General features: G+C 72.4%; 19 protein-coding genes and 1 tRNA gene. 9 read left to right on the plus strand and 11 right to left on the minus strand.

Annotated elements, in window-relative coordinates; all coding sequences use genetic code 11:
• Positions 1-2 precede the first annotated feature (2 nt).
• The 4 genes from N8K70_RS12145 to argS form a co-directional block, all read right to left on the minus strand.
• Positions 3-1,313 (minus strand): homoserine dehydrogenase, encoded by a 1,311-nt coding sequence (locus N8K70_RS12145; protein WP_317138604.1) that lies wholly within the window; start codon positions 1,311-1,313, stop codon positions 3-5.
• Positions 1,310-2,740: a diaminopimelate decarboxylase gene (gene lysA, locus N8K70_RS12150; RefSeq protein ID WP_317138605.1), complete on the minus strand. Its 1,431-nt coding sequence runs from the start codon at positions 2,738-2,740 to the stop codon at positions 1,310-1,312. Before lysA ends, N8K70_RS12145 begins: the two co-directional genes overlap by 4 nt.
• 194 nt (positions 2,741-2,934) lie before the next feature.
• On the minus strand, positions 2,935-3,699 hold the full coding sequence (locus tag N8K70_RS12155; RefSeq protein WP_317138606.1) for an LmeA family phospholipid-binding protein: 765 nt from the start codon (positions 3,697-3,699) through the stop codon (positions 2,935-2,937).
• Between the two features lies 1 nt (position 3,700).
• On the minus strand, positions 3,701-5,371 hold the full coding sequence (gene argS / locus N8K70_RS12160; RefSeq protein ID WP_317138607.1) for an arginine--tRNA ligase: 1,671 nt from the start codon (positions 5,369-5,371) through the stop codon (positions 3,701-3,703).
• 73 nt (positions 5,372-5,444) lie between these two features.
• Between argS and N8K70_RS12165 the strand changes: the two genes are divergently transcribed.
• On the plus strand, positions 5,445-6,263 hold the full coding sequence (locus N8K70_RS12165) for an SGNH/GDSL hydrolase family protein (RefSeq protein WP_317138608.1): 819 nt from the start codon (positions 5,445-5,447) through the stop codon (positions 6,261-6,263).
• A 16-nt stretch (positions 6,264-6,279) separates the two neighbouring features.
• Positions 6,280-6,352: transfer RNA gene (locus N8K70_RS12170), tRNA-Arg, on the plus strand.
• 117 nt (positions 6,353-6,469) lie between these two features.
• On the opposite strand, the gene N8K70_RS12175 is transcribed toward N8K70_RS12170, so the two are convergent.
• A complete protein-coding gene (locus N8K70_RS12175; RefSeq protein ID WP_317138609.1) occupies positions 6,470-6,664 on the minus strand; it encodes a hypothetical protein in 195 nt (64 codons plus the stop codon).
• Positions 6,665-6,831: 167 nt separating this feature from the next.
• On the opposite strand from N8K70_RS12175, the gene N8K70_RS12180 reads away from it, so the two are divergent.
• The 4 genes from N8K70_RS12180 (at position 6,832) to N8K70_RS12195 (ending at position 10,368) form a co-directional block, all read left to right on the plus strand.
• Positions 6,832-7,617 carry an SGNH/GDSL hydrolase family protein gene (locus tag N8K70_RS12180; RefSeq protein ID WP_317138610.1) on the plus strand — a complete coding sequence of 262 codons (786 nt, stop codon included), beginning with the start codon at positions 6,832-6,834 and terminating at the stop codon, positions 7,615-7,617.
• A gap of 102 nt (positions 7,618-7,719) precedes the next feature.
• Entirely contained in the window at positions 7,720-8,436 is a 717-nt protein-coding gene (locus N8K70_RS12185; protein WP_317138611.1) for an ABC transporter ATP-binding protein, read from the plus strand.
• Positions 8,433-9,728 (plus strand): ABC transporter permease, encoded by a 1,296-nt coding sequence (locus N8K70_RS12190; protein ID WP_317138612.1) that lies wholly within the window; start codon positions 8,433-8,435, stop codon positions 9,726-9,728. The genes N8K70_RS12185 and N8K70_RS12190 overlap by 4 nt, the downstream gene beginning before the upstream one ends.
• Positions 9,721-10,368, plus strand: coding sequence for a TetR/AcrR family transcriptional regulator (locus N8K70_RS12195; RefSeq protein WP_317138613.1), 648 nt, complete (start codon positions 9,721-9,723; stop codon positions 10,366-10,368). Before N8K70_RS12190 ends, N8K70_RS12195 begins: the two co-directional genes overlap by 8 nt.
• Before the next feature lie 20 nt (positions 10,369-10,388).
• On the opposite strand, the gene N8K70_RS12200 is transcribed toward N8K70_RS12195, so the two are convergent.
• Positions 10,389-11,204 carry a TIGR03619 family F420-dependent LLM class oxidoreductase gene (locus N8K70_RS12200; RefSeq protein WP_317138614.1) on the minus strand — a complete coding sequence of 272 codons (816 nt, stop codon included), beginning with the start codon at positions 11,202-11,204 and terminating at the stop codon, positions 10,389-10,391.
• 289 nt (positions 11,205-11,493) lie between these two features.
• Between N8K70_RS12200 and N8K70_RS12205 the strand changes: the two genes are divergently transcribed.
• Together N8K70_RS12205 and N8K70_RS12210 are read left to right on the plus strand one after the other, a co-directional pair.
• Complete coding sequence (locus N8K70_RS12205) at positions 11,494-12,900, plus strand: DASS family sodium-coupled anion symporter (protein ID WP_394357836.1); 1,407 nt, start codon at positions 11,494-11,496, stop codon at positions 12,898-12,900.
• A gap of 66 nt (positions 12,901-12,966) precedes the next feature.
• The gene (locus tag N8K70_RS12210) at positions 12,967-14,532 is read left to right on the plus strand and encodes a molybdopterin-dependent oxidoreductase (protein WP_317138616.1); all 1,566 of its coding nucleotides are present in this window, start codon (positions 12,967-12,969) and stop codon (positions 14,530-14,532) included.
• A gap of 45 nt (positions 14,533-14,577) precedes the next feature.
• On the opposite strand, the gene N8K70_RS12215 is transcribed toward N8K70_RS12210, so the two are convergent.
• The 5 genes from N8K70_RS12215 to N8K70_RS12235 all read right to left on the minus strand — a co-directional run bounded on the left by N8K70_RS12215 (position 14,578) and on the right by N8K70_RS12235 (position 20,263).
• Entirely contained in the window at positions 14,578-15,417 is an 840-nt protein-coding gene (locus tag N8K70_RS12215; RefSeq protein ID WP_317138617.1) for a universal stress protein, read from the minus strand.
• 118 nt (positions 15,418-15,535) lie between these two features.
• Positions 15,536-17,638: a RecQ family ATP-dependent DNA helicase gene (locus tag N8K70_RS12220; RefSeq protein WP_317138618.1), complete on the minus strand. Its 2,103-nt coding sequence runs from the start codon at positions 17,636-17,638 to the stop codon at positions 15,536-15,538.
• 132 nt (positions 17,639-17,770) lie between these two features.
• A complete protein-coding gene (locus N8K70_RS12225) occupies positions 17,771-18,661 on the minus strand; it encodes a CPBP family intramembrane glutamic endopeptidase (protein ID WP_317138619.1) in 891 nt (296 codons plus the stop codon).
• 4 nt (positions 18,662-18,665) lie between these two features.
• The gene (gene trmB, locus N8K70_RS12230; RefSeq protein WP_317138620.1) at positions 18,666-19,391 is read right to left on the minus strand and encodes a tRNA (guanosine(46)-N7)-methyltransferase TrmB; all 726 of its coding nucleotides are present in this window, start codon (positions 19,389-19,391) and stop codon (positions 18,666-18,668) included.
• 38 nt (positions 19,392-19,429) lie between these two features.
• Complete coding sequence (locus N8K70_RS12235) at positions 19,430-20,263, minus strand: DUF3097 domain-containing protein (RefSeq protein ID WP_317138621.1); 834 nt, start codon at positions 20,261-20,263, stop codon at positions 19,430-19,432.
• A 124-nt stretch (positions 20,264-20,387) separates the two neighbouring features.
• On the opposite strand from N8K70_RS12235, the gene N8K70_RS12240 reads away from it, so the two are divergent.
• Positions 20,388-20,996 (plus strand): TetR/AcrR family transcriptional regulator, encoded by a 609-nt coding sequence (locus N8K70_RS12240; RefSeq protein ID WP_394357837.1) that lies wholly within the window; start codon positions 20,388-20,390, stop codon positions 20,994-20,996.
• The last annotated feature ends 17 nt before the right edge of the window (positions 20,997-21,013 follow it).

Raw genomic sequence — 21,013 nt, forward strand, 5'->3', positions numbered from 1 at the left:
GGTCATTCTCCTTCCACGCGCAGCACGGAGGCCACGCGCTCGACGACGTCGCTCTGGGCGAGACGCGCGACGGTGTCGCTGAGCGCCTGCTCCCGAGCCCTGTGTGTTCCGATCACGATGCGGGCGGTGCCCTCGTCGTCGACGGTCTGCTCGACGGTCGCCGCGGAGACGCCGCCGTCGTTGAGGATGCCGGCGATCGTGGCGAGGACGCCCTGCTCGTCCGACACCTCGAGGGTGATCTGGTAGCGCGTCGAGATGCGCCCGATGGGAGCCGTCGGCAGGCTCTGCCGCGCCGACTCGCCGACGCCGACGCCGCCGGCGATGTGGCGGCGGGCCGCCGAGACGACGTCGCCGAGCACGGCGGAGGCCGTCTGGACGCCGCCCGCGCCCGCGCCGTAGAACATGAGGGGGCCTGCGGCCTCGGCCTCGACGAACACGGCGTTGTTGCCGCCGTGCACGCTCGCGAGGGGGTGCTCGCGATCGACGAGCGCGGGGTAGACCCGCACCGAGATCGCCTCGTCCTCGCCGTCGGCGGCCGCCCCCTCGAGTCGCTCGCAGACCGCGAGCAGCTTGATGACGAACCCGGCGCGGCGCGCGCCGTCGATCATGTCGGCCGTGATGCCCTCGATGCCCTCGCGGTGCACGTCGTCGATCGACACCCGGGTGTGGAAGGCGAGGCTCGCGAGGATGGCGGCCTTCTGCGCGGCGTCGTAGCCCTCGAGGTCGAGGGTCGGGTCGGCCTCGAGGTAGCCGAGCTCCGTCGCGAGGCGCTGGGCGTCCTCCGCGGAGAGCCCCTCGCGGTCCATCCGGTCGAGGATGTAGTTCGTCGACCCGTTCACGATGCCGAAGATGCGCACGATGCGGTCGCCCGCGAGCGAGTCGCGCAGGGGGCGGATGATCGGGATCGCGCCGGCGACGGCGGCCTCGTACGACACGGAGGCGCCGACCTGGTCGGCGGTGTCGAAGATCTCCACGCCGTGCGTCGCGAGGAGCGCCTTGTTGCCGGTGACGACGTCGGCGCCCGACGTCAGCGCCGCGAGGATGTGCGTGCGGGCGGGCTCGATGCCGCCCAGGAGCTCGATGACGATGTCGGCGCCCACGATGAGGCTCTCGGCGTCGGTCGTGAGGAGCTCCCGCGGCAGCTCGACGTCGCGCGGAGCGTCGACGTCGCGCACGAGGATGCCCGCGAGCTCGAGGCTCGCGCCGCTGCGCTCGGCGAGGTCGGCGCCGCTCTCGAGCAGCAGGCGGGCGACCTGCGATCCGACGGAGCCTGCGCCCAGAAGGGCGACCCTCAGCGTGCGGTGGTCGATCATCGTTCTCCCCCTCCGGCCTCCCGGCCGGCGTCGGTGACGAGGCCCGCGTCGCGCGCGAGCAGATCGTCGATCGTCTCGCCGCGCACGATCACGCGGGCCCGGCCCGCGCGCACCGCCACGACGGGCGGCCGCGGAACGTGGTTGTAGTTGCTCGCGAGCGGGACCGTGTACGCGCCCGTCGCCGGGACGGCCAGCAGGTCGCCCGGCACGACGTCGCCCGGCAGGTACTCGTGGTCGACGACGACGTCGCCGGACTCGCAGTGCATGCCGACCACCCGCACGAGCGCGGGCGCGCCCGTGCCCTCCCTCGACGCGATGCGCGCCGAGAACTGCGCGCCGTAGAGGGCGGGCCGGGCGTTGTCGCTCATGCCGCCGTCGACGCTCACGTAGAGCCGCTCGGCCTCGCCGTCCCCGGTCGGCACGGCGACGGGCTTCGTCGTCCCGACCTCGTACAGCGTCACGCCCGCGGGGCCGATGATGCTGCGCCCCGGCTCGAAGGCGAGAGCCGGAAGGGGGATGCCGCGGACGGCGCACTCGTCGGCGACGACGCCGACGATGCCGTCGGCGAGCCCGTCGATGGGCGACGGGTCGTCCGCGCGCGTGTAGGCGATGCCGAACCCTCCCCCGAGGTTGAGCAGCGGGACGTCGCCGCCCTCGCGCAGGCGGGCGTGCAGCTCGATCACGCGCGACGCGGACTCGCGGAAGCCCGCCAGGCCGAAGATCTGCGACCCGATGTGGCAGTGCAGGCCGGCGAACGCGAGACGGGGGAGCTCGCGGATGCGCGCGACGGCCTCCTCGGCCGCGGCGAGGGCGAAGCCGAACTTCTGGTCCTCGTGCGCCGTGGCGAGGAAGTGATGGGTCTCGGCGTGCACGCCGCTGTTGACGCGGACGAGCACCGTCTGCGTGGCGCCGATGCGCTCGGCGATGGCCGCGATGCGCTCGATCTCGATGAACGAGTCGACGATGATCGTGCCCACGCCGGCCGTGACGGCGCGTTCGAGCTCCCAGACCTGCTTGTTGTTGCCGTGGAAGCCGATCCGCGCGGCGGGGACGCCGGCGGCGATCGCGACCGCGAGCTCGCCGCCGGAGCACACGTCGACGTTCAGCCCGGCCTCGACCATCCACCGCGCGATCTCCGCGCTGAGGAACGCCTTCCCGGCGTAGTACACGCGCGCCTCCCCCCCGCGCCGTGCCGCGGCGCCGGTGAACGCACGGAGCGTCTCGGCCGCCCTCCGACGGGCCTCGTCCTCGTCGATCACGACGAGCGGCGTGCCGAACTCGCGGACGAGGGCGGTCGCGGGCATCCCGGCCAGCTCGATCGCCCCGTCGGCGTCCCGCGCCGCGGAGGCCGGCCAGACGCCGGCCGCGAGATCGTTCGGGTCGGCGGGCGTCGTGAGCCATTCGGGCGCGAGGGCGGACGAGGACACGGGTCACCAATCAGTGGACGGGAGTTCTCCGCGGGACGGAATGGTCACATCGTCGCGGTGTCTTCGAGTGTATGGCACCGCCTTCTCCCGCGAGAATCCACCTGCACCGTGAGAGGGCACGCGGCGCCCGCATCCTCACGGCGTGCATGGATCCTCGCCGGCGGGATGGGCCGCACGTGCCGGAATGGGCGGGGTCACGCGCAGATGGCGGCGTCGAACGTCTCGATGCCGTCGAGGAAGCCGTCGGCGAGCGCGAGGCGGATGACGAGGCGCTCGTCGGAGACGTCGGCGGCCGTGACCTCGACGCCGGACGGGAGCGTGTCGCCGCGGCAGACGGTGAGCGGCTGGGCGAGCGCGCTGAGATCGACCGGGGCCTGCGCGATGCTCGCGGCGTCGAGCTCGAGGTCCCCGATCCGGACGGCGTCGGGCACGACGACCACGTCGCCGTCCGAGACGCCGGGGACGGCGCTGAACTCGAGCGGGAGCGATGCGCCGAACACGTTGATCTCGGCCGAGAACGTCGCCGCCGGCCCCGGCAGCGCGACCGAGACGTCGCCCCATGACGTCCACTCCCCGCCGGCTGTCGCGAGAAGCGCGTCGACGTCCTCGGCGTCCATCCGGATCGTCGCCGTGGCGCCGAGCGCCGTCACGTCGTCGCCGCGCGTCGGCACGCCGTGCGCGTCGCCCTCGATGTCGCCCGAGAGCCCCTCGAGCGCGACGTCCTCGGCCGCCACGTGCACGTCGTCGAGGCGCCCGACGACGAGCTGTGGGATGACGAGGCCGCCGACGGCGACGTCGATCCGCTGGTCCGACGGCAGCGCCAGCTCGGACACGATCGTGTCGCGGACGCGGTCCTGCACGATCGCGCGCGCGATCGCGTCGCCGACGAAGAACGCCGCGACGGCCGCGAGGACGACGACGCCTGCGATGACGAGACCGCGAACCGGACGGCGCGCCATGTCACATCCGCTCGGGCGCGCTCACGCCCAGCAGGTCGAGGCCGTTGCGCAGCACCTGTCCCGTCGCGTCGTTCAGCCACAAGCGCGTGCGGTGCACGGCCTCGATCGGGGCGTCGCCCAGGGGCGTGACGCGACAGGTGTCGTACCACCGATGGTAGAGGCCCGCGAGCTCCTCGAGATACCGCGCGATGCGGTGCGGCTCCCGCAGCTCGGCGGAGAACGCCACCAGGCGCGGGAACTCCTGCAGCGCGCCGAGGAGCGCGGCCTCGGTCTCGTGGGCGAGCAGCTCCGGGGCGAACTCCGAGCGGTCGACCCCCGCCTCGGCCGCGTTGCGGGCGACGTTGACCGTGCGGGCGTGCGCGTACTGCACGTAGAAGACCGGATTGTCGTTCGTGCGCCTGCGCAGCTGCTCGGGGTCGAGGGCGAGAGGCGAGTCCGCGGGGTAGCGCGCGAGGGAGTAGCGGAGGGCGTCGGCACCGATCCACGAGACGAGGTCGTCCATCTCGATGACGTTGCCCGCCCGCTTGGAGAGCCGTGCGCCGTTCACCGACACGAGCTGGCCGATGAGCACCTCGATGTCCTTCTGCGGGTCGTCGCCCGCAGCGCCCGCGAGCGCCTTGAGACGGTGGACGTAGCCGTGGTGGTCGGCCCCGAGGAGGTAGATCTTGTGCCGGTAGCCGCGGTCCGACTTGCTCAGGTAGTACGCGGCGTCCGCCGCGAAGTACGTGTAGATCTCGCTGTCCGAGCGACGGACGACGCGATCCTTGTCGTCTCCGAAGGCCGTCGTGCGCACCCACACCGCGCCGCCCTCGTCGAACACGTGCCCCTGGGCGCGCAGGCGCTCCACGGCGTCGTCGATGAGGCTCGCCCCGGTCTCGGCGTTCTTCGCGTGCAGCATGCGCTCGCTGAAGAACACGTCGAAGTGGACGTTGAACGCCTCCAGCGACGCCTTGATCTCATCGAGCTGCTTCGCGTACGCGAGCTCGCGCGCCGTGCTCAGCTGCTCCTCGTCGGAGAGCTCGAGCAGGTCGGGGCGGCGCTCCAGGACGTATGCGGCGAGGTCGGCGATGTACGGCCCGGGGTATCCGCCCTCCGGGGTGGGCTCGCCCTTCGCGGCGGCGAGCACGCTCGCGCCGAACTTGTCCATCTGGGCGCCCGCGTCGTTGACGTAGTACTCGCTGACGAGGTCGGCGCCGCTGGCCTTCAGCACGCGCGCGATGGAGTCGCCGAGCGCGGCCCAGCGCGTGTGGCCGATGTGCAGCGGGCCCGTGGGGTTCGCGCTGACGAACTCGAGGTTGATGCTGTTGCCGGCCTGGGTGTCGTTGCGGCCGTAGTCGGCGCCCGCCTCGACGATCGTCCTCGCGAGGGCTCCTGCGGCGGCGGTCTCCAGGCGGATGTTGACGAACCCGGGGCCGGCGACCTCGACGGAGGCGACGCCGTCCGTCGCCGCGAGCGCGTCGGCGATCTCCTGGGCGAGCTCGCGCGGGCTCGTGCCGAGAGGCTTGGCGAGCTTGAGCGCGACGTTGCTCGCCCAGTCCCCGTGGTCGCGGTTCTTCGGCCGGTCGAACGCGAGATCGGCGGCCTCCAGCGCGAGCGGCTCCTCGGGACGGCGGCGCTCGGCGATCGGCGTGAGGATGGCGAGCAGGGCTGCTGCGAGGGCTTCCGGGTTCATAACCCGTCAAGTTTAGGCCGACGCATTCCGCAACCATGACGGCGTCCTCACATCCGGCGCTTATCCTCTTCACATGACCGCGGATCGCCGGAGCCGCCGGTCCGTCGCGGCGCTCGCGGCGGTCGGCGTCACCCTGCTGAGCGCCGTCGCACTCGGAGTGTGGCGGCCGTGGGCCCCCGTCGCGACCCCGCAGGCCGCCGGCGGGGCGGAGACCGCCGCGGTCCAGCCCGCGCCGATCCTCCTGGCCGACGACCCGACGGTGCTGATCTTCGGCGACTCGTGGACGTACGGCTCCGCCGCGACCGATCCCGAGGGAGGGTACGCCTACCTCGTCGGCGAGAGCCTCGGCTGGGACACGATCGTCGACGGCGTGCGCAGCAGCGGATATCTGAAGCCCGGCATCGACGGGCCGGACTACGGCGACCGCATCGCGGCGCTCGACCCGGCTCTCGACCCCGATCTCGTGATCCTGCAGGGCTCCATCAACGACCGCCGCCAGGACCTCTCCCGCTACGCCGACGCGGTGAACGGCGCGTGGGACGCGCTCGTCGAGCTGTACCCGGATGCGGCCGTGGTCGTCCTGGGACCCGCCCCGCAGGTGCTGCCCGTCGAGGAGACGACGGCGCGCATCGACGCCGAGCTCGCCGCCCTCGCGTCGACACGGGGATGGTGGTACATCTCGCCCGTGTCCGAGGAGTGGATCACCGAGGCCGATTACGACTGGGTCATCGACACCTCCGAGACGGGGACGAACCATCCCGGCGACGCCGGTCACGCGTATCTCGCCGGCCGTCTCGCGGACGCGATCGCGCACATCGCGCAGCCCTTCCGCGTCGAGGCCGCCGAGCAGCAGCCCGTGCCGGATGTGGACGAGAGCACTCCGTCGCGCTGATATCCTCGATCAGTGCGCCTCCGTAGCTCAGGGGATAGAGCACCGGTTTCCGGTACCGAAGGTCGGGGGTTCGAATCCCTCCGGGGGCACAGTGTGTGAGGAGTCGGGACAGGCGTCTCCGATGAGTCGGGACGTGCGGCACGTCGGATCGTGTCGCCGTCCCGACGCCGGCCGCCCCGGTCGGACGCCCCGCTGCCGCTCGCGGCTCACCGCTTCTTCGTGAAGTCCTGCCCGGTGCGCGTGCCGTCGTCGACGAGGATGTCGGTGCCGGTGAGATGGCCCGGGGCTTCGCCGGCGCAGAAGGCGAGGACGGCGGCGATCTCCTCCCGTCTGCCGAACCGTCTGATGGCGGCGACCTTCAGGAAGTCCGAGGCGCCGTGGTCTTCCTCGAGCTCTCCCATCGCGGCGTCGAAGCGGCCCGACGCCGACGGTCCCGATGCCGTTGATGCGCACGATCTTCCCGGGTGCGCCCATCTGCGGGCCGATGCCGGCGGCGTGCACGACCGCCCGCACGTGGTGCCCGCCCTCCTCGGCTCCGTCACGGCGACCGCTCTGAGATGATCTGGCCATGACGGAGCATCGAAAGATCGTCGGCCTCGGCAGCTCCTTCGCCGCGGGGCCCGGGGTCGAGCCGGTGGAAGATGCGAACGCGATGCGATCGTCCCGGAACTACGCTCATCTGCTGGCCGATCGTCTCGGCGCGGAGCTGACCGACCTGTCGGTCTCCGGCGCGACGACCGCCACCATCCTCCACACTCCGCAGACGATCGCGGCCGGAGTGGAGTTCCCTCCGCAGATCGACGGCGTGCCCCCGGACGCCGACCTGGTCACGGTGACGGCCGGAGGAAACGATCTCCAGTTCGCGGGCTCGATGCTGCACGCCGCGTGGTCGCGATTCGAACCCGACGGCCCGATCGCGACGATGCTCACCCAGGGGCTCTCCGGCGGCGTCCCCGAGCCGACGGAGGAGAGCGTCGACGCCGTGGCGCGGGGACTGGTCGCGATCGTGGCGGGGGTGCGCGCCCGAGCCGAGAACGCGCGCGTCGTGCTGGTGGACTACCTGACCGTCCTCGACGGTCGAGACCACGGCGAGGATCCGCTGTTCTCCGACGCCGAGACAGCCGTGTTCCTCCGCATCCAGGACGCCCTCGTCCGCGGCCACGAGATCGCCGCCGAGCGAGCCGGCGCCGAGCTCGTCCGGGCCTCGAAGCTGAGCACGGGCCACGGTCTCGGCTCGACGGAGCCCTGGGTGTTCGGCTTCCAGCCCTCGGTCAAGAAGACCGCATCCTCGTTCCACCCCAACGAAGCGGGCATGTCCGCGATCGCCGACGCCCTGGCGGCACGCGTCCGCTGAGTCCGGCGACGAACCAGAGAAGTGCAGTTACTATAAACTTGCAGGCTCTGCACGTTTGTGCTGGACCCCGCCCGCTGGACCGACGACGAGGAGAGCATCCCGATGAGCAGCCCGATCCTGGAAGCGCGCGACATACGCAAGACGTACGGGAAGGGCCAGGCGCGATTCGAGGCGCTCAAGGGCGTGTCCCTGGAGATCGCCGAGGGCGAGTCGATCGCCATCGTCGGCAAGAGCGGGTCGGGCAAGTCCACCCTCATGCACCTGCTGGCGCTGCTGGACGCTCCCGACGGGGGCGCGCTGCTGGTCGGAGGCGAGGATGCGGCGGCGCTGGGCGCGCGGCGGGTGAGCAGGCTGCGCAACGAGGACTTCGGCTTCGTGTTCCAGCAGTTCTTCCTGATCCCCAACGCCACCGTGCTGGAGAACGTGGTCCTCCCCCTGAAGATCGCCGGCGTGGGCGCGCGGGAGCGCAAGCAGCGCGGCATGGCGGCGTTGGAGCAGCTCCAGCTGGCGGACAAGGCCGGGAACAGGGCGACGAACCTCTCGGGTGGCCAGAAGCAGCGCGTCGTGATCGCACGAGCACTGGTGACCGGCCCGAAGGTGATCTTCGCCGACGAGCCCACGGGGAACCTCGACACGGCGACGGGGTCGCTGGTCGAGGACATCCTCTTCGACCTCCATCGCGAACACGGCATCACCCTCGTGATCGTGACCCACGATCCCGACCTCGCCGGGCGCTGCGATCGGCAGGTGTTCGTCCGCGACGGCCTGATCGACGCGGTCTCGGGACCGGCTCTCGACGGGGCGGGGGCACGGTCGTGAAGATCTGGGACGTCCTCGCCTCCGCCGTGTCCAACAGCTTCCGCAGCACGACGCGCACAGCGCTGACGGTCGTGGCCATCTTCCTCGGCGCCTTCACGCTCACGATCACCAGCGCGATCGGGACGGGGGTCTCGGACTACATCGACGCGCAGGTGTCCTCGATCGGCTCGACCGACGTGCTGACCGTGACGCACGCCGCCGACGAGACCGCGGCCGACGACGGCGGTCCGGCGCCCTACGATCCGGACGCCGCCGCGGGCAGCGGCCAGGGGATGCCCGGCGCCGCGGCCACCGAGGTGCTCGACGACGACGATCTCGACGCCATCGCCGCCGTCGACGGGATCCTCGCCGTGAGCCCCGTCGTGTCGGTGAACACGTCGTACATCTCGCACGGGGGCGGCGAGAGGTTCGAGCTGAGCGCGAACGCGAGCGCCGCCGTGTCGGTCCCCGACCTGGCCGCCGGCGCGGAGCTGTCGGCGGATTCGGACGCGAACGAGATCCTGCTGCCCACCTCGTACCTCGACGCGCTGGAGCTGGGAGCCGCCGACGAGGCCGTCGGGCAGACCGTCACGATCGGGATCTCGGACTACCTCGGCGAGATGCACGAGGTGGACGCCGTCGTCGTCGGCGTCCAGAACGAGTCGCTCTTCTCCTCGGGCGCCGCGCTCGGCCAGAGCCTGACCGACGAGCTCGTCGCCGTCCAGGACACCGGCGTGCCCGACAGCCTGCAGCAGGGCTACGCCGCGGCGACCGCGACGTTCGACCCCGACGCCACCGACGCGCAGATCGCCGCCCTCAAGGCGGACCTCGCCGATGAGGGCTTCTCGGCGCAGACCGTGACCGACCAGATCGGCGCGGTGCAGTCCGTGATCGACGGCATCATCGGGGTGCTCAACGCGTTCGCGGTGATCGCGCTGATCGCCGCCGGCTTCGGGATCGTCAACACGCTGCTCATGAGCGTCCAGGAACGCACCCGCGAGATCGGCCTGATGAAGGCCATGGGCATGAGCGGCGGCAACGTGTTCGCGCTGTTCAGCGCCGAGGCCGTGTTCATCGGCTTCCTGGGGAGCGCCCTGGGAGCCGTGGTGGCGATCGGCCTCGGGAGCCTCATCAGCACCGTGCTCGCCGACACCGTCCTGACGGATCTCGAGGGCCTCCAGGTCATGCAGTTCGCTCCGGCGTCGGTCGCGACGATCATCCTGGTCGTGATGGGGATCGCCTTCCTGGCGGGGACCCTGCCGGCCCGACGCGCCGCACGGCAGAATCCGATCGACGCCCTGCGGTATGAGTGAGACGGCGCGGACCGGAGGGCTGCGCGAGCGCAAACGCGCGGCCACTCAGGCCGCGATCGAGCGCGCCGGCCTCGCGCTCGTGCTCGAGCGCGGCTACGAGAACGTCACGGTCGACATGATCTGCGAGGCCGCGACGGTCTCCCCCCGCACCTTCTTCAACTACTTCGGCTCGAAGGAGGGGGTCGTCCTCGGCGCCCTGCCGCCCTTCCCGCCGGACGAGGCGGTCCACGCGTTCGTCCGCGCGAGCGGTCCGAGCGTGCTGGAGGACTTCCTGACGATGGTCACCACCGCCTTGTCCGTCCACGAGCCCCATCCGGAGCTCTCCCGGACGCGCAGGCTCGCCATCCAGCGCAGCCCCGAGCTGGTCGACCGGATGATCGCCCGGATGAGCGATCTCGAGGACCAGTACGCCGCGGTGCTCCTGGATCGCTTCGCGGCCGGCGGTCGCACGCCCGACGCGGAGCCGGGGCTCGAGGACGAGGCGCGCATGGTGGTGGGGCTCGCGATGACCGTGCTGCACTACGTCATGCGGAAGCGCCGAGGCTCCCCCGTCGACGCCGCCGGTGGCCGGGAGGCGATCCACGACGCCATCGACCTGTTCCGACGCGCCACGGGGGACGCCGCACGAGGACGGCCCTGACAGGATCGCCGGGCCGAGCGTCAGCGCTCGCTCAGCGCCTCCGCCAGCGCCGCCATCCGCACGCGCGTCCCGTCGTGCTCCCCGAAATGGACGGCCACCCGAGCCGCCCCCGCTTCGCGATAGGCGACGACCTCGTCGGCGATCCGGCCGACGGGCGCCGTCCCGTCCCAGCCGATCCGCAACGTGGCCAGGACGTCGCGGTCGACGGCGAGCCCCGCCAGCCTCTGGGCCCGCTCGGCGAAGGCACCGGGGCTGGTGGGGAGCCCCTGCCAGATGTCGCCGGACCGAGCCGCACGGCGCAACGCGGCATCGCTGTCGCCGCCGACCATGACCGGGACCCGATGGTCCGGCGTCGGAGCGAACACTCCCTGCTCGTAGGAGAAGCGTCGCGCACGGTAGGGCGCCGCCCCTCCCCCGAGCAGGTGCCGCAACAGGGCGAGCGCATCGTCGGTGACGGCGCCGCGGTGGGCGTAGTCCGCTCCGACCGCGTCGAACTCCTTCTCGTTCCATCCGACGCCGACGCCGAGGATCACCCGTCCGGCCGAGAGCTGCTGCAGAGTCGCGACCTGCTTCGCGAGCACGAACGGGTCGCGCAGCGGAGCCACGAGCACCGATGTGCCCAGGCGCAGCCGCTCGGTGACGGCGGACAGATGCCCGATCGTCACGAGCGGCTCGTACACGCCCCCGAAGGCGGTGCCGTACGCGCCCGGCGGCAGCACGTGGTCGGGCAACCACGCGGTCGCGTACCCGAGCTCCTCGGCGGCTCGCGCCAGCTCGACGAGCCTCTCCACCGGCATCGACGGCGACTCGTCGGGCAGCACCACCTCGAGCTCCATGACAGAACCGAACCCCGGTGCCCTCGTGCCCATTCCCTCCGGCGTTGCAGACGATGCCGATCGGGCGTCCCATCGATGCGGGACCGGCTGTTCGTCGACGCGGACACCGGGATGCGGCTCTCCGGCATGCCGCTCGCCCGCCCCGCTGCGCGTCATTAGGATCGAAACGGCCAGAGGCGAGCCGGCGCATGTCGTCGCGACGACGGGGAGAACGTTGACCACGCAGCAGGACACCGGACGCCGCGGCCTCGGCGCGGCGAACGTCTCCCGTCTGTGGAAGCTCGGCGTCATGCTCGTCGTGACGCTCGGGATCTTCTTCGTCCCGCCGCCCGCCGGGGTCGACGACCGAGGCATGCAGATGCTGGCGATCTTCGTCGCGACGATCATCGGGCTCATCCTCCAGCCCTTCCCCACGCCGTCCGTCGCGCTCATCGGGCTCGCCGCCGCGATGATCACCGGCGCCATGGACGTCGCCTCCGGCGAGGCGCTCAGCGGCTTCGCGAACCCCACGGTGCTGCTCATCGTCGCGGCGTTCTTCATCGCCGACGGCTTCCTGCTCACGGGCCTCGGACGCCGCATCGCGCTGATGTTCGTCTCCTGGCTCGGTCGATCTCCGCTCGGCATCGCGTACGGCATGGCGGTGACCGATCTCGTCCTCGCCCCCGCGACCCCCTCGAACACGGCGCGTGCCGGAGGCGTCGTCTATCCGATCATCCGCTCGATCGCCGAGGTGCAGGGATCGACCCCGGAGACCGACGAGTCCCGGAAGAGGCTCGGCTCGTACCTCACGTTCACCGCCGCGCACGTCAACGTCATCACGAGCGCCATGTTCGTCACGGCGATGGCGGGCAATCCCGTCGCGCAGCAGGCTGCCGCGGACCTCGGGATCGACATCTCGTGGGGCACGTGGGCCCTCGCGGCGCTCGTCCCCGGCATCCTGAGCCTCGCGATCGTCCCGTGGGCGATGACGAAGCTCTACGGCCCGACGGTGAAGAAGACGCCCGAAGCGCCGACGATGGCGCGCGAGGAGCTCCGCGCGATGGGGCGGATGTCCTCGGGCGAGATCGTGATGACGGGCACCTTCGTCCTCCTGCTCCTCATGTGGGTCCTCGGATCGACGTTCGACGTCAACGCGACGACGGCCGCGTTCGTCGGCATCGCGATCCTGCTCCTCAGCGGCGTGCTCACGTGGAAGGACATGGCGAGGAACTCCTCGGCATGGAACACGTTCGTGTTCTTCGCCGTGCTCGTGGGGATGGCCGGGCAGCTCAACACGCTGGGGGTCATCGACTGGATCGGCGCGGTCGTGTCGGGCCTCGTCGGCGGCATGCCCTGGATCGTCGCCTTCGCGATCCTCTCGCTCGTGTACTTCTACGTGCACTACCTCTTCGCCTCGAACACCGCGCAGATCGTCGCGATGTACGCCGTGTTCGTCGGCGCCGCGATCGCCGCGGGAGCGCCCCCGACGTTCGCCGCCCTCGTCTTCGGCTTCATCGGCAACCTCTTCGGCGCGCTCTCGCACTACGCCTCGGGACCATCAGGCGTGATCTACGGGTCGGGGTACGTCAAGGTCGGCGAGTGGTTCCGCGTGGCGTTCCTCATGTCCGTCGTGATCATCGCCGTGTGGACGGTGGCGGGCGGCGCGTGGATGGCGTTCCTCGGCATGTGGGAGGGCGCCGCGCCGCCCTTCGGATGATCCTCGGATCGCCGCCATCCGTCCACGCGACCGCTCCGAATGACAGGATGAGCGGAAGGGGGACGCATGGAGAGATCGCGTGAGCGGGCATCGTCGAGGTACGGGGCGATGCTGGCCGGGGCGGCGTCGGCGGCGGTCTTCCTCGCGGCCGCCGAGCTCACGGCCCTCCTCGTCGCGCGCGAGGGGAGCCCGATCCTCGCGGTCGGCGGCTTCGTCGTCGACGTCGTGCCGCAGCCCCTGAAGGAGTTCGCGATCTCCACGTTCGGCGAGCGCGACAAGGACGCCCTGCTCCTCGGGCTCGCCCTCGCCGTGCTGGTCGCCGCGGCGATCGCCGGCGTGCTCGAGCGTCTGCGGCCGCCCCTCGGGGTCGTGGTCGTCGCGGTCGCGGGAGCCGCGTCGCTCGCCGCGACCGTGACGCGTCCGGGCGCGACGGCGTTCGCGTGGGCGCCCGCCGTGGCGGGCACGATCGCCGGCTCGGTCGCTCTCGTGCTGCTCTCGCGTCGGCTCCGGCGCGGCGACGACGCCGGCGCCGGCGCTCCGTCGGAGGCCCCGCCCGAGAAGGGCACGAGCCGCAGAGGGTTCCTCGTGATCGCGGCCCTGACCGGCGCCTCGGCGCTCGTCGTCGGCCTCGGCGCGAGAGCGCTCAACGCCGCGTCCTCCTCCGTCACCGCACTGCGCGAGGCCCTCCGTCTGCCCTCGCCGCGTTCGACGGTCTCCGTGCCCGACGGCGCCGAGCTCGACGTCGACGGCCTCTCGCCCCTCTTCACCCCGAACGCCGACTTCTACCGCGTCGACACGGCGCTCACGGTCCCCGCCGTCGACCCCGCGACCTGGAGCCTCGTGGTCGACGGGATGGTCGACCGACGCGTCGAGATCGGCTTCGACGAGCTCGTCGCGATGGGCCTGGACGAGTACGCCATCACGCTCACGTGCGTCTCCAACGAGGTGGGAGGAGACCTCGTCGGCAACGCGATCTGGCTCGGCGTCCCCGTGCGCGACGTGCTGCGGATGGCCGGCGTCCGGCCCGACGCCGACATGGTGCTCTCGCGCAGCGTCGACGGGTACACCGCGAGCACCCCGCTCGCCTCGCTCACGGACGACGGCGTCGACGCCATCCTCGCCGTCGGCATGAACGGCGAGCCGCTCCCGCTCGAGCACGGCTTCCCCGTGCGGATGGTCGTGCCGGGCCTCTACGGCTACGTGTCGGCGACGAAGTGGGTGACCGAGCTGAAGGTCACGACGTTCGCGGCCGACGAGGCGTACTGGACGCCCCGCGGCTACAGCGCCGAGGCGCCGATCAAGCTCTCCTCGCGCATCGACACGCCCCGCGCGGGCGCGTCGGTCACGGCCGGCCGGGTGCCGATCGCGGGCGTCGCCTGGGCGCAGACCGTGGGGATCGAGCGCGTGGAGGTCCGTGTCGACGACGGCGCGTGGCAGGAGGCGACCCTGTCGTCTCCCCTGAACGAGGACACGTGGGTGCAGTGGCGACTCGACTGGGACGCGGAGCCGGGAGCCCATTACGTCACGGTGCGCGCCACCGACAAGGACGGCGGGATCCAGGTCGAGGAGCGCACCCCCATCGCGCCCGACGGCGCGACGGGATGGCAGCGCACGCTCGTCACGGTCGGGTGAGCGAGGCGACGACACCGTGCGTTCCACGGCCCCGCGGATCGCGGGCTACCGCACGACGACGGTGACGGTCGCCATCCGGGCGAGGACGATCTCGCTCGTCGAGCCCAGGAGGAACCGTCCGACGGGGCCGCGGCCGTGGCTGCCGACCACGACGAGACGTGCGCTCGCCGCGAGCCGGGTGAGGGTGTCGGCGGGCTGCCCCTTCTCCACGACGCGGCGCACCTCGAGGTCGGGATAGTCCTGCGGCACGCCGGACAGCGCGAGCCCGAGGTTCTGCTCCGCGATCGCCTGCAGGCTGTCCAGGTACGACGGCGGGTAGCTCGTCATCACGAACGGCACCGGCACCGTCGACCACGCGCTCACGGCGATGAGCGGCTCGCCCTGCCGGTCGGCCTCGGCCGCGGCGAACGCGAGCGCCTTCTCGGAGGTCTCCGACCCGTCGACGCCGACGACGACGCCCGATCGCGTTCCCAGTCCCACGTCGGGGACCACGACGACCGGAACGTGCGCGCCCGCGGTGATCCGCACGCCGTGGGGTCCCCGCGACCGGCCGGACCGGGGACCGCGGTACTCGCTGCCGATGACGAGCAGCGCCGTCCTCTCCGATGCGGCGATGAGCCGCTCGACGGGGCGTCCGCGTTCGACGCGCGTCTGCACGTCGACGCCGAGGTCTGCGATCCGTCGAGCCTCGGCGTCGAGGAGCGACTGCGCTGCGCGCGCCGCTTCGCCGACGACCGGCTCCTCGCCGACCACTCCGGTCGCACCGCCGACCACCGAGACGAGCAGCAGACGGTCCCGTCGTTCCGCGGCGCGCTGCGCCGCCCAGTCGACAGCCCGCCGCGAGCCCTCGGTCTCGGTCACGCCGACGACCACCGTGTCGTTCATGATGTCCTCGCCTTCGAGATCTGCTGTCGTGAGCGTCCCGCGCCCACGCTCGAACGCTATCGCGTCGGCCGCATCGACGGGAAGGGCCGAAGGTCCCGCGAGGAGGCGGGCCCCGCCCTCAGCCCCGCAGCGCCAGCACGAACGGCAGCACGGACGCGGCGCCCGCACGACGGAGGTCGCGCGCGGCGACCGTGAGCGTCCACCGGCTGTCGGCGAGGTCGTCGACGAGCAGCACCGGCCCGGCGGGCACGTCGAGACCTGCGACGGAGAACCGGTCGTGCAGCTCGGCGACGCGGAAGGCGCTGTTGCCGCTCGGACGTCCGGCCGGCGCGCCGGGCTCGCCCGCCAGCTCGCCGATGTACGGCAGCCGTCCGATCGACGCGATCCCGTTCGCCAGCGACGCCACGAGCTGCGGACGGGTCCGCGACGGCAGGGACACGACCGCGACCGGGCGCTCCTGCCATCCCCAGTCGGCGAGGACGCGGACGCACGCGTCGAGCAGCCGTCGCGGCACCGCCTGGTCGGGAGCGCCCGCGGCGAAGAGCTCGCGCAGGGGTCCGCCCCATCCGAGGTCGGTGAGGCGCGCGAGCGCCCGGCCCTCCGACGCCTGCTCCTCGGCGGGGATCCGCCCCTTGAGCGGCACGCCGAGGCGGTCGAGGCCCGAAGGCCATTGACGACGCGCCTCGACCGGCACGCCCACGCGATCGAGCGCCGAGGCCGCCGACTCCGACACGCGCTGCCCGACCTCCGCGGAGATCCACGGGCCGGCGCAGTTGTCACAGCGCCCGCACGGCACGGCGGTGTCGTCGTCGAGGCGCCGCTGGAGGAACTCCATACGGCACGCCGTCGTCGTCTCGTACTCGAGCATGTGATCCTGCTCGGCGCGACGCTCGGCGGCGATCCGTCCGTAGCGCTCGGCGTCGTAGGTCCACGGCTCGCCGGTGGCGATCCATCCGCCCTTCTCGCGCCGCACGGCGCCGTCCACGTCGAGCACCTTGAGCAGCAGCTCGAGCGGCGTGCGGCGGATGTCGACGACCGCCTCGAGCGCGGCCGTCGACAGCGGGCGATCGGACGCTCCGAGCGCCGACAGGACCCGCTCGGCCCGCTCCTCGTCTGGCATGGACGCCGTCGCGAAGTAGTGCCAGATGTCGCGGTCCTCGGGGCCGGGCAGCAGGAGGACGTCGGCGGACTCCGTCGCGCGGCCGGCGCGGCCGACCTGCTGGTAGTACGCGACGGGCGACGAGGGCGCGCCGAGGTGCAGCACGAAGCCGAGGTCGGGCTTGTCGAAGCCCATGCCGAGCGCGCTCGTCGCGACGAGCGCCTTGACCTCGTTGCGCTTCAGCATCCCCTCCGACTCCTCCCGCTCGTCGGCGTCGCTCTGCCCCGTGTAGGCACGCACCTCGTGCCCCTGCTCGCGCAGCAGCCGGGCCGTGTCGACGGCCGCGGAGACCGTGAGCGTGTAGACGATGCCGGAGCCCGGGAGCTCGTCGAGGTGGCTCAGCAGCCACGCCAGACGTGCCGTCGCATCGGGCAGCCGCAGCACGCCGAGGCGCAGCGACGAGCGGGCGAGGGGACCGCGGATCGTCGTCACGCCCTCGGCGCCGAGCTGGTCGACGACGTCGGCGACGACGCGGCTGTTGGCCGTCGCCGTCGTCGCGAGCACGGGGACGGACGGCGGCATCTGCGCGATGAGGTCGCGCAGGCGCCGGTAGTCGGGGCGGAAGTCATGCCCCCAGTCGCTGATGCAGTGCGCCTCGTCGACGACGAGCATGCCGACGCGCCGCACGAGGGCCGGAAGCCGCTCGTCGCGGAACGACGGGTTGTTCAGGCGCTCGGGCGACACGAGCAGCACGTCGACCTCGTCGGCGTCGAGCCGCGCGAGGACCTCCGTCCACTCGTGCGCGTTCGTGGAGTTGATGGCGACCGCGCGCACTCCGGCGCGCCCGGCCGCCGCGATCTGATCGCGCATGAGCGCGATGAGCGGCGAGACGAGCACGGTGGGGCCCGCGCCGCCGTCGCGCAGCAGCCGTGTCGCGACGAAGTAGACCGCCGACTTGCCCCATCCCGTCCGCTGCACGACGAGCGCGCGACGGCGTCCCGCGACGAGCGCCTCGATCGCCTCGTACTGCCCGTCGTGGAACCGCGCGTCCTCACGCCCCACGAGCTGCCGGAGCGCGGCGAGCGCCGCCTCGCGGATGTCGGTCGTCGCGTCAGCCGTCATGGCCCCAGCCTGGCACGGGCGTCCGACATGCCCCTCCGCGGCATCCGCCCGCCGACGCGTTCGTGGGTGGAAAAGGCCGCTTTCCGCGCCGGGAAAGCGGCCTTTTCCACCCACAGACGCGACGTCGGTCTCTCACACGAGGAACAGCGGCAGCGCCCCGGGGTTGTGCGCGTGGACGAGCACGAGGAAGACGACGGCGTCGAAGAGCAGGTGCACCGTCACGACGTAGGCGAGCGAGCGCGTGCGGAGGAAGATCCACCCCTGCAGCAGCGCGAACGGGATCGTCAGCACGGGGCCCCAGGCGCGGTAGCCGAGCTCCCACAGGAAGGAGACGAAGACGATCGCCTGCAGCCCGTTCGCGACCGCCGTCGGGAAGTGCCGCAGCAGCAGCGCGAACACCGTGCAGATGAAGAACAGCTCGTCCCAGATGCCCACGGCTCCGACGCCCACGAAGAGCCGCGCGATGAGGTCGGGGGTGTCGACGACGGGCCAGTTGAGATAGACGCCCGAGGTGACGAAGTAGAAGGGCAGGATGAGCCAGCCGAGCGCGAGCACGGCGACGAGCCATCCCCACTGCATGGGCCGCCAGCGGCCTCCCCCGCGCCAGGGGAAGCGGATGGCCCGGTCCCGGTAGACGAAGCGCGAGACGACGTAGGGGACGACGACCGCGCCGCCCAGCGCCAGCGTGAAGCGGAGCATCGCGGCGTTGTCCAGTTCGGCGGCGAGCGGGATGGCGCTCACGACGAGCATGCCCGCCGCGATGAGCGAGAGGTCGCGTGCGAGGGACGGGCGCGGCGCGGGGGCGCCGGATGACGGCGACGCGGCCGCGCGTCGCCACGGCACGTGGCCGTCCGCGCGGTCGGCGACGACCGCGACCGCGAGTCCCGCCGCCAGCAGCGTCCATCCCAGCCACGGGATCAGCAGCACGAAGAACGCCGGCGCGGCGAGGCACGTCAGGAGCGCGGCGACGAGCGGCAGCGCGCGCACCGGCCGCTCCGCGGCCTGCCCCGTCGCCCGTGCCATCCGCTCAGCCCCGCGCGACGCGGCGATAGGCGAGGTCGCGGATGTCGCGCCCCCGCTCGACGCCCTTGCGCTCGAACGCGGTCATGACGCGGCCGTCGAAGCGCGGCGCCCAGTCGCCGTCGAACGCGCGCTCGAGCTCGGGCGCGTCGTCGAGCACCTGGCGCATCTGCCGCGCGTAGTCCTCCCAGTCGGTCGCGAGCCGCAGGACGCCGCCGTCGCGCAGCGCGCGTCCGGCCGTCGCCCCGAAGCCCGGCCGGACCATCCGGCGCTTGGTGTGGCGGTTCTTGTGCCACGGATCGGAGAAGAAGATCCAGAGCTCGTCGGCCGCTCCCTCCGGCAGCAGCGTCTCGAGCACCTCGGGGGCGTTCGCCTCGATGAGGCGCAGGTTGCGCGCCCCCGCGCGGTCGGCGTCGAGCATGGTGCGCGCGAGGCCGGCGCGGAACACCTCGACCGCGAGGAAGTCCGCGTCGGGCCGCGTGGACGCGGCGTGGACGATCGCGTGCCCCTGCCCCGAGCCGATCTCCACGACGAGCGGCGCCTCGCGCCCGTACACGGCGACGGGATCGAAGCGCGCGTCGGGATGGACGGACGTCGCGGCGAGGCCGCGCGGCACGTCGTGGACGTACAGCGGCGACAGCGCGGCCCACGCCCGCTCCTGGCCGTCCGACATCCGCCCGCTGCGGCGGACGAACGAGACGGGATGGTCGCGGAACGTGCGGGGCTCGGGCATGCCTCCCAGAGTACTTTCCCGGCTTCGGACGCGGCGCGTCAGGGCGCCGTCACGAAGTCGATGAGCTCCTCGACGCGACCGAGGAGCGCGGGCTCGAGGTCGCGGTACGTCGTCACGCGACTCAGGATGCGCTGCCAGGCGAGCCCGAGGTCCTCCTTCGTCTCGGACGGCCATCCGAGCCCCCGGCAGATGCCGGTCTTCCAGTCCTGCCCCCGCGGCACCTCGGGCCAGCGTGCGATGCCGAGGGCGGCGGGCTTCACACACTGCCACACGTCGACGAACGGATGGCCCACGATCCTCACGTGCACGCCGTGCGGCCCGCGCGCGATCTGCTCGGCGATCCGTGTCTCCTTCGACCCTGGCACGAGATGATCGACGAGCACGCCGTAGCGGCGCTCCGCCGTCGGCGGCTCGTCGCGGAGCAGGTCGTGGAGCAGGTCGACGCCCTGCAGGAACTCGACCACGACGCCCTCGGTGCGCAGGTCGGCGCCCCACACCTTCTCCACGAGCTCGGCGTCGTGCCTGCCCTCGACGAGGATGCGGCTCGGCAGCGCCACGCGGGCACGTCCGTCGTCCGCGACGAACGACCCCGACGCCGTGCGGCGGCGCCCCCGCGGCTGCGCCGTCGGCACGACGAGCGCGACGGGCTCGCCCTCGACGAGGAAGCCGGCGCCGAGCGGGAAGACGCGCGTGCGCCCCTTCCGGTCCTCGAGCTCCACGTTGCCGTTCTCGACGCGCGTGATCGCGCCGCAGTAGCCGTCGCCGGCGACCTCGACGACGAGGTCGAGCTCGGCGGCCACCGGTCTCGACGTCTTCCTGCCCTTGTCGCGCCATCCGGCCGCGAGCACGTCCGTGCCGTATCTGTCGTCCATCCACGCCCTTCCCGCCTCGTCCATCCCACCACGGGGCGCACCCGCCGCCCGCCTGCGGCACGCGGCCGCCGACGACATCGCTCCCGTGCGCTCCCGCCGGAGTGGTGGGATGCCGGCGGATACCATGGCGCATGTGGGGTACGCAAAAGGGCGGTCGAGACGCCACGCGATCGTCGAGGCGGCGATCCTGCTCTTCGCGGAGGTCGGCTACCACGCGGCGTCGCTGCGCGAGCTCGCCTCGCGCGTCGGCATGACGCACCCGGGCCTCCTCCATCACTTCCCCGACAAGGCCGCCCTGCTCCAGGCCGTCCTGGCCTACCGCGACGAGAGCGACCGCGCGGCCGTCGACGAGGAGGCCCAGCGCGGCATCGACCCGATCGAGAGCTTCGTGCGGATCGTGGAGCGCAACGCCCTGCGGCGTCCGCTGATCGAGGCGTTCGCCGCCCTGGAGGCCGAGGCGACGACCGAGGGCCATCCCGCCCACCGCTACTTCGCGGACCGCTCGGAGACGACGATGGCCGAGATCCGGGACGAGTTCTTCGCGCGCGCGGAACGGGGCGAGCTCGCACCGGGGCTCGACCCCGAGCACGTCGCGCGCAACTTCGCCGCGCTCATGGACGGCCTGCAGATCCAGTGGCTGTACTCGCTGGGCAGCGAGGGACGAGAGCGCGTCGACATGGCCGCGCACCTCCGGTCGTACCTGTCGGCGGTGCTGCGGGAGAGACCCGCCTGATCGCGGAGCGGGCCTCG

It is taken from the genome of Microbacterium sp. AB (genome assembly GCF_032878875.1).
In the GTDB taxonomy this organism is placed as follows: domain Bacteria; phylum Actinomycetota; class Actinomycetes; order Actinomycetales; family Microbacteriaceae; genus Microbacterium; species Microbacterium betulae.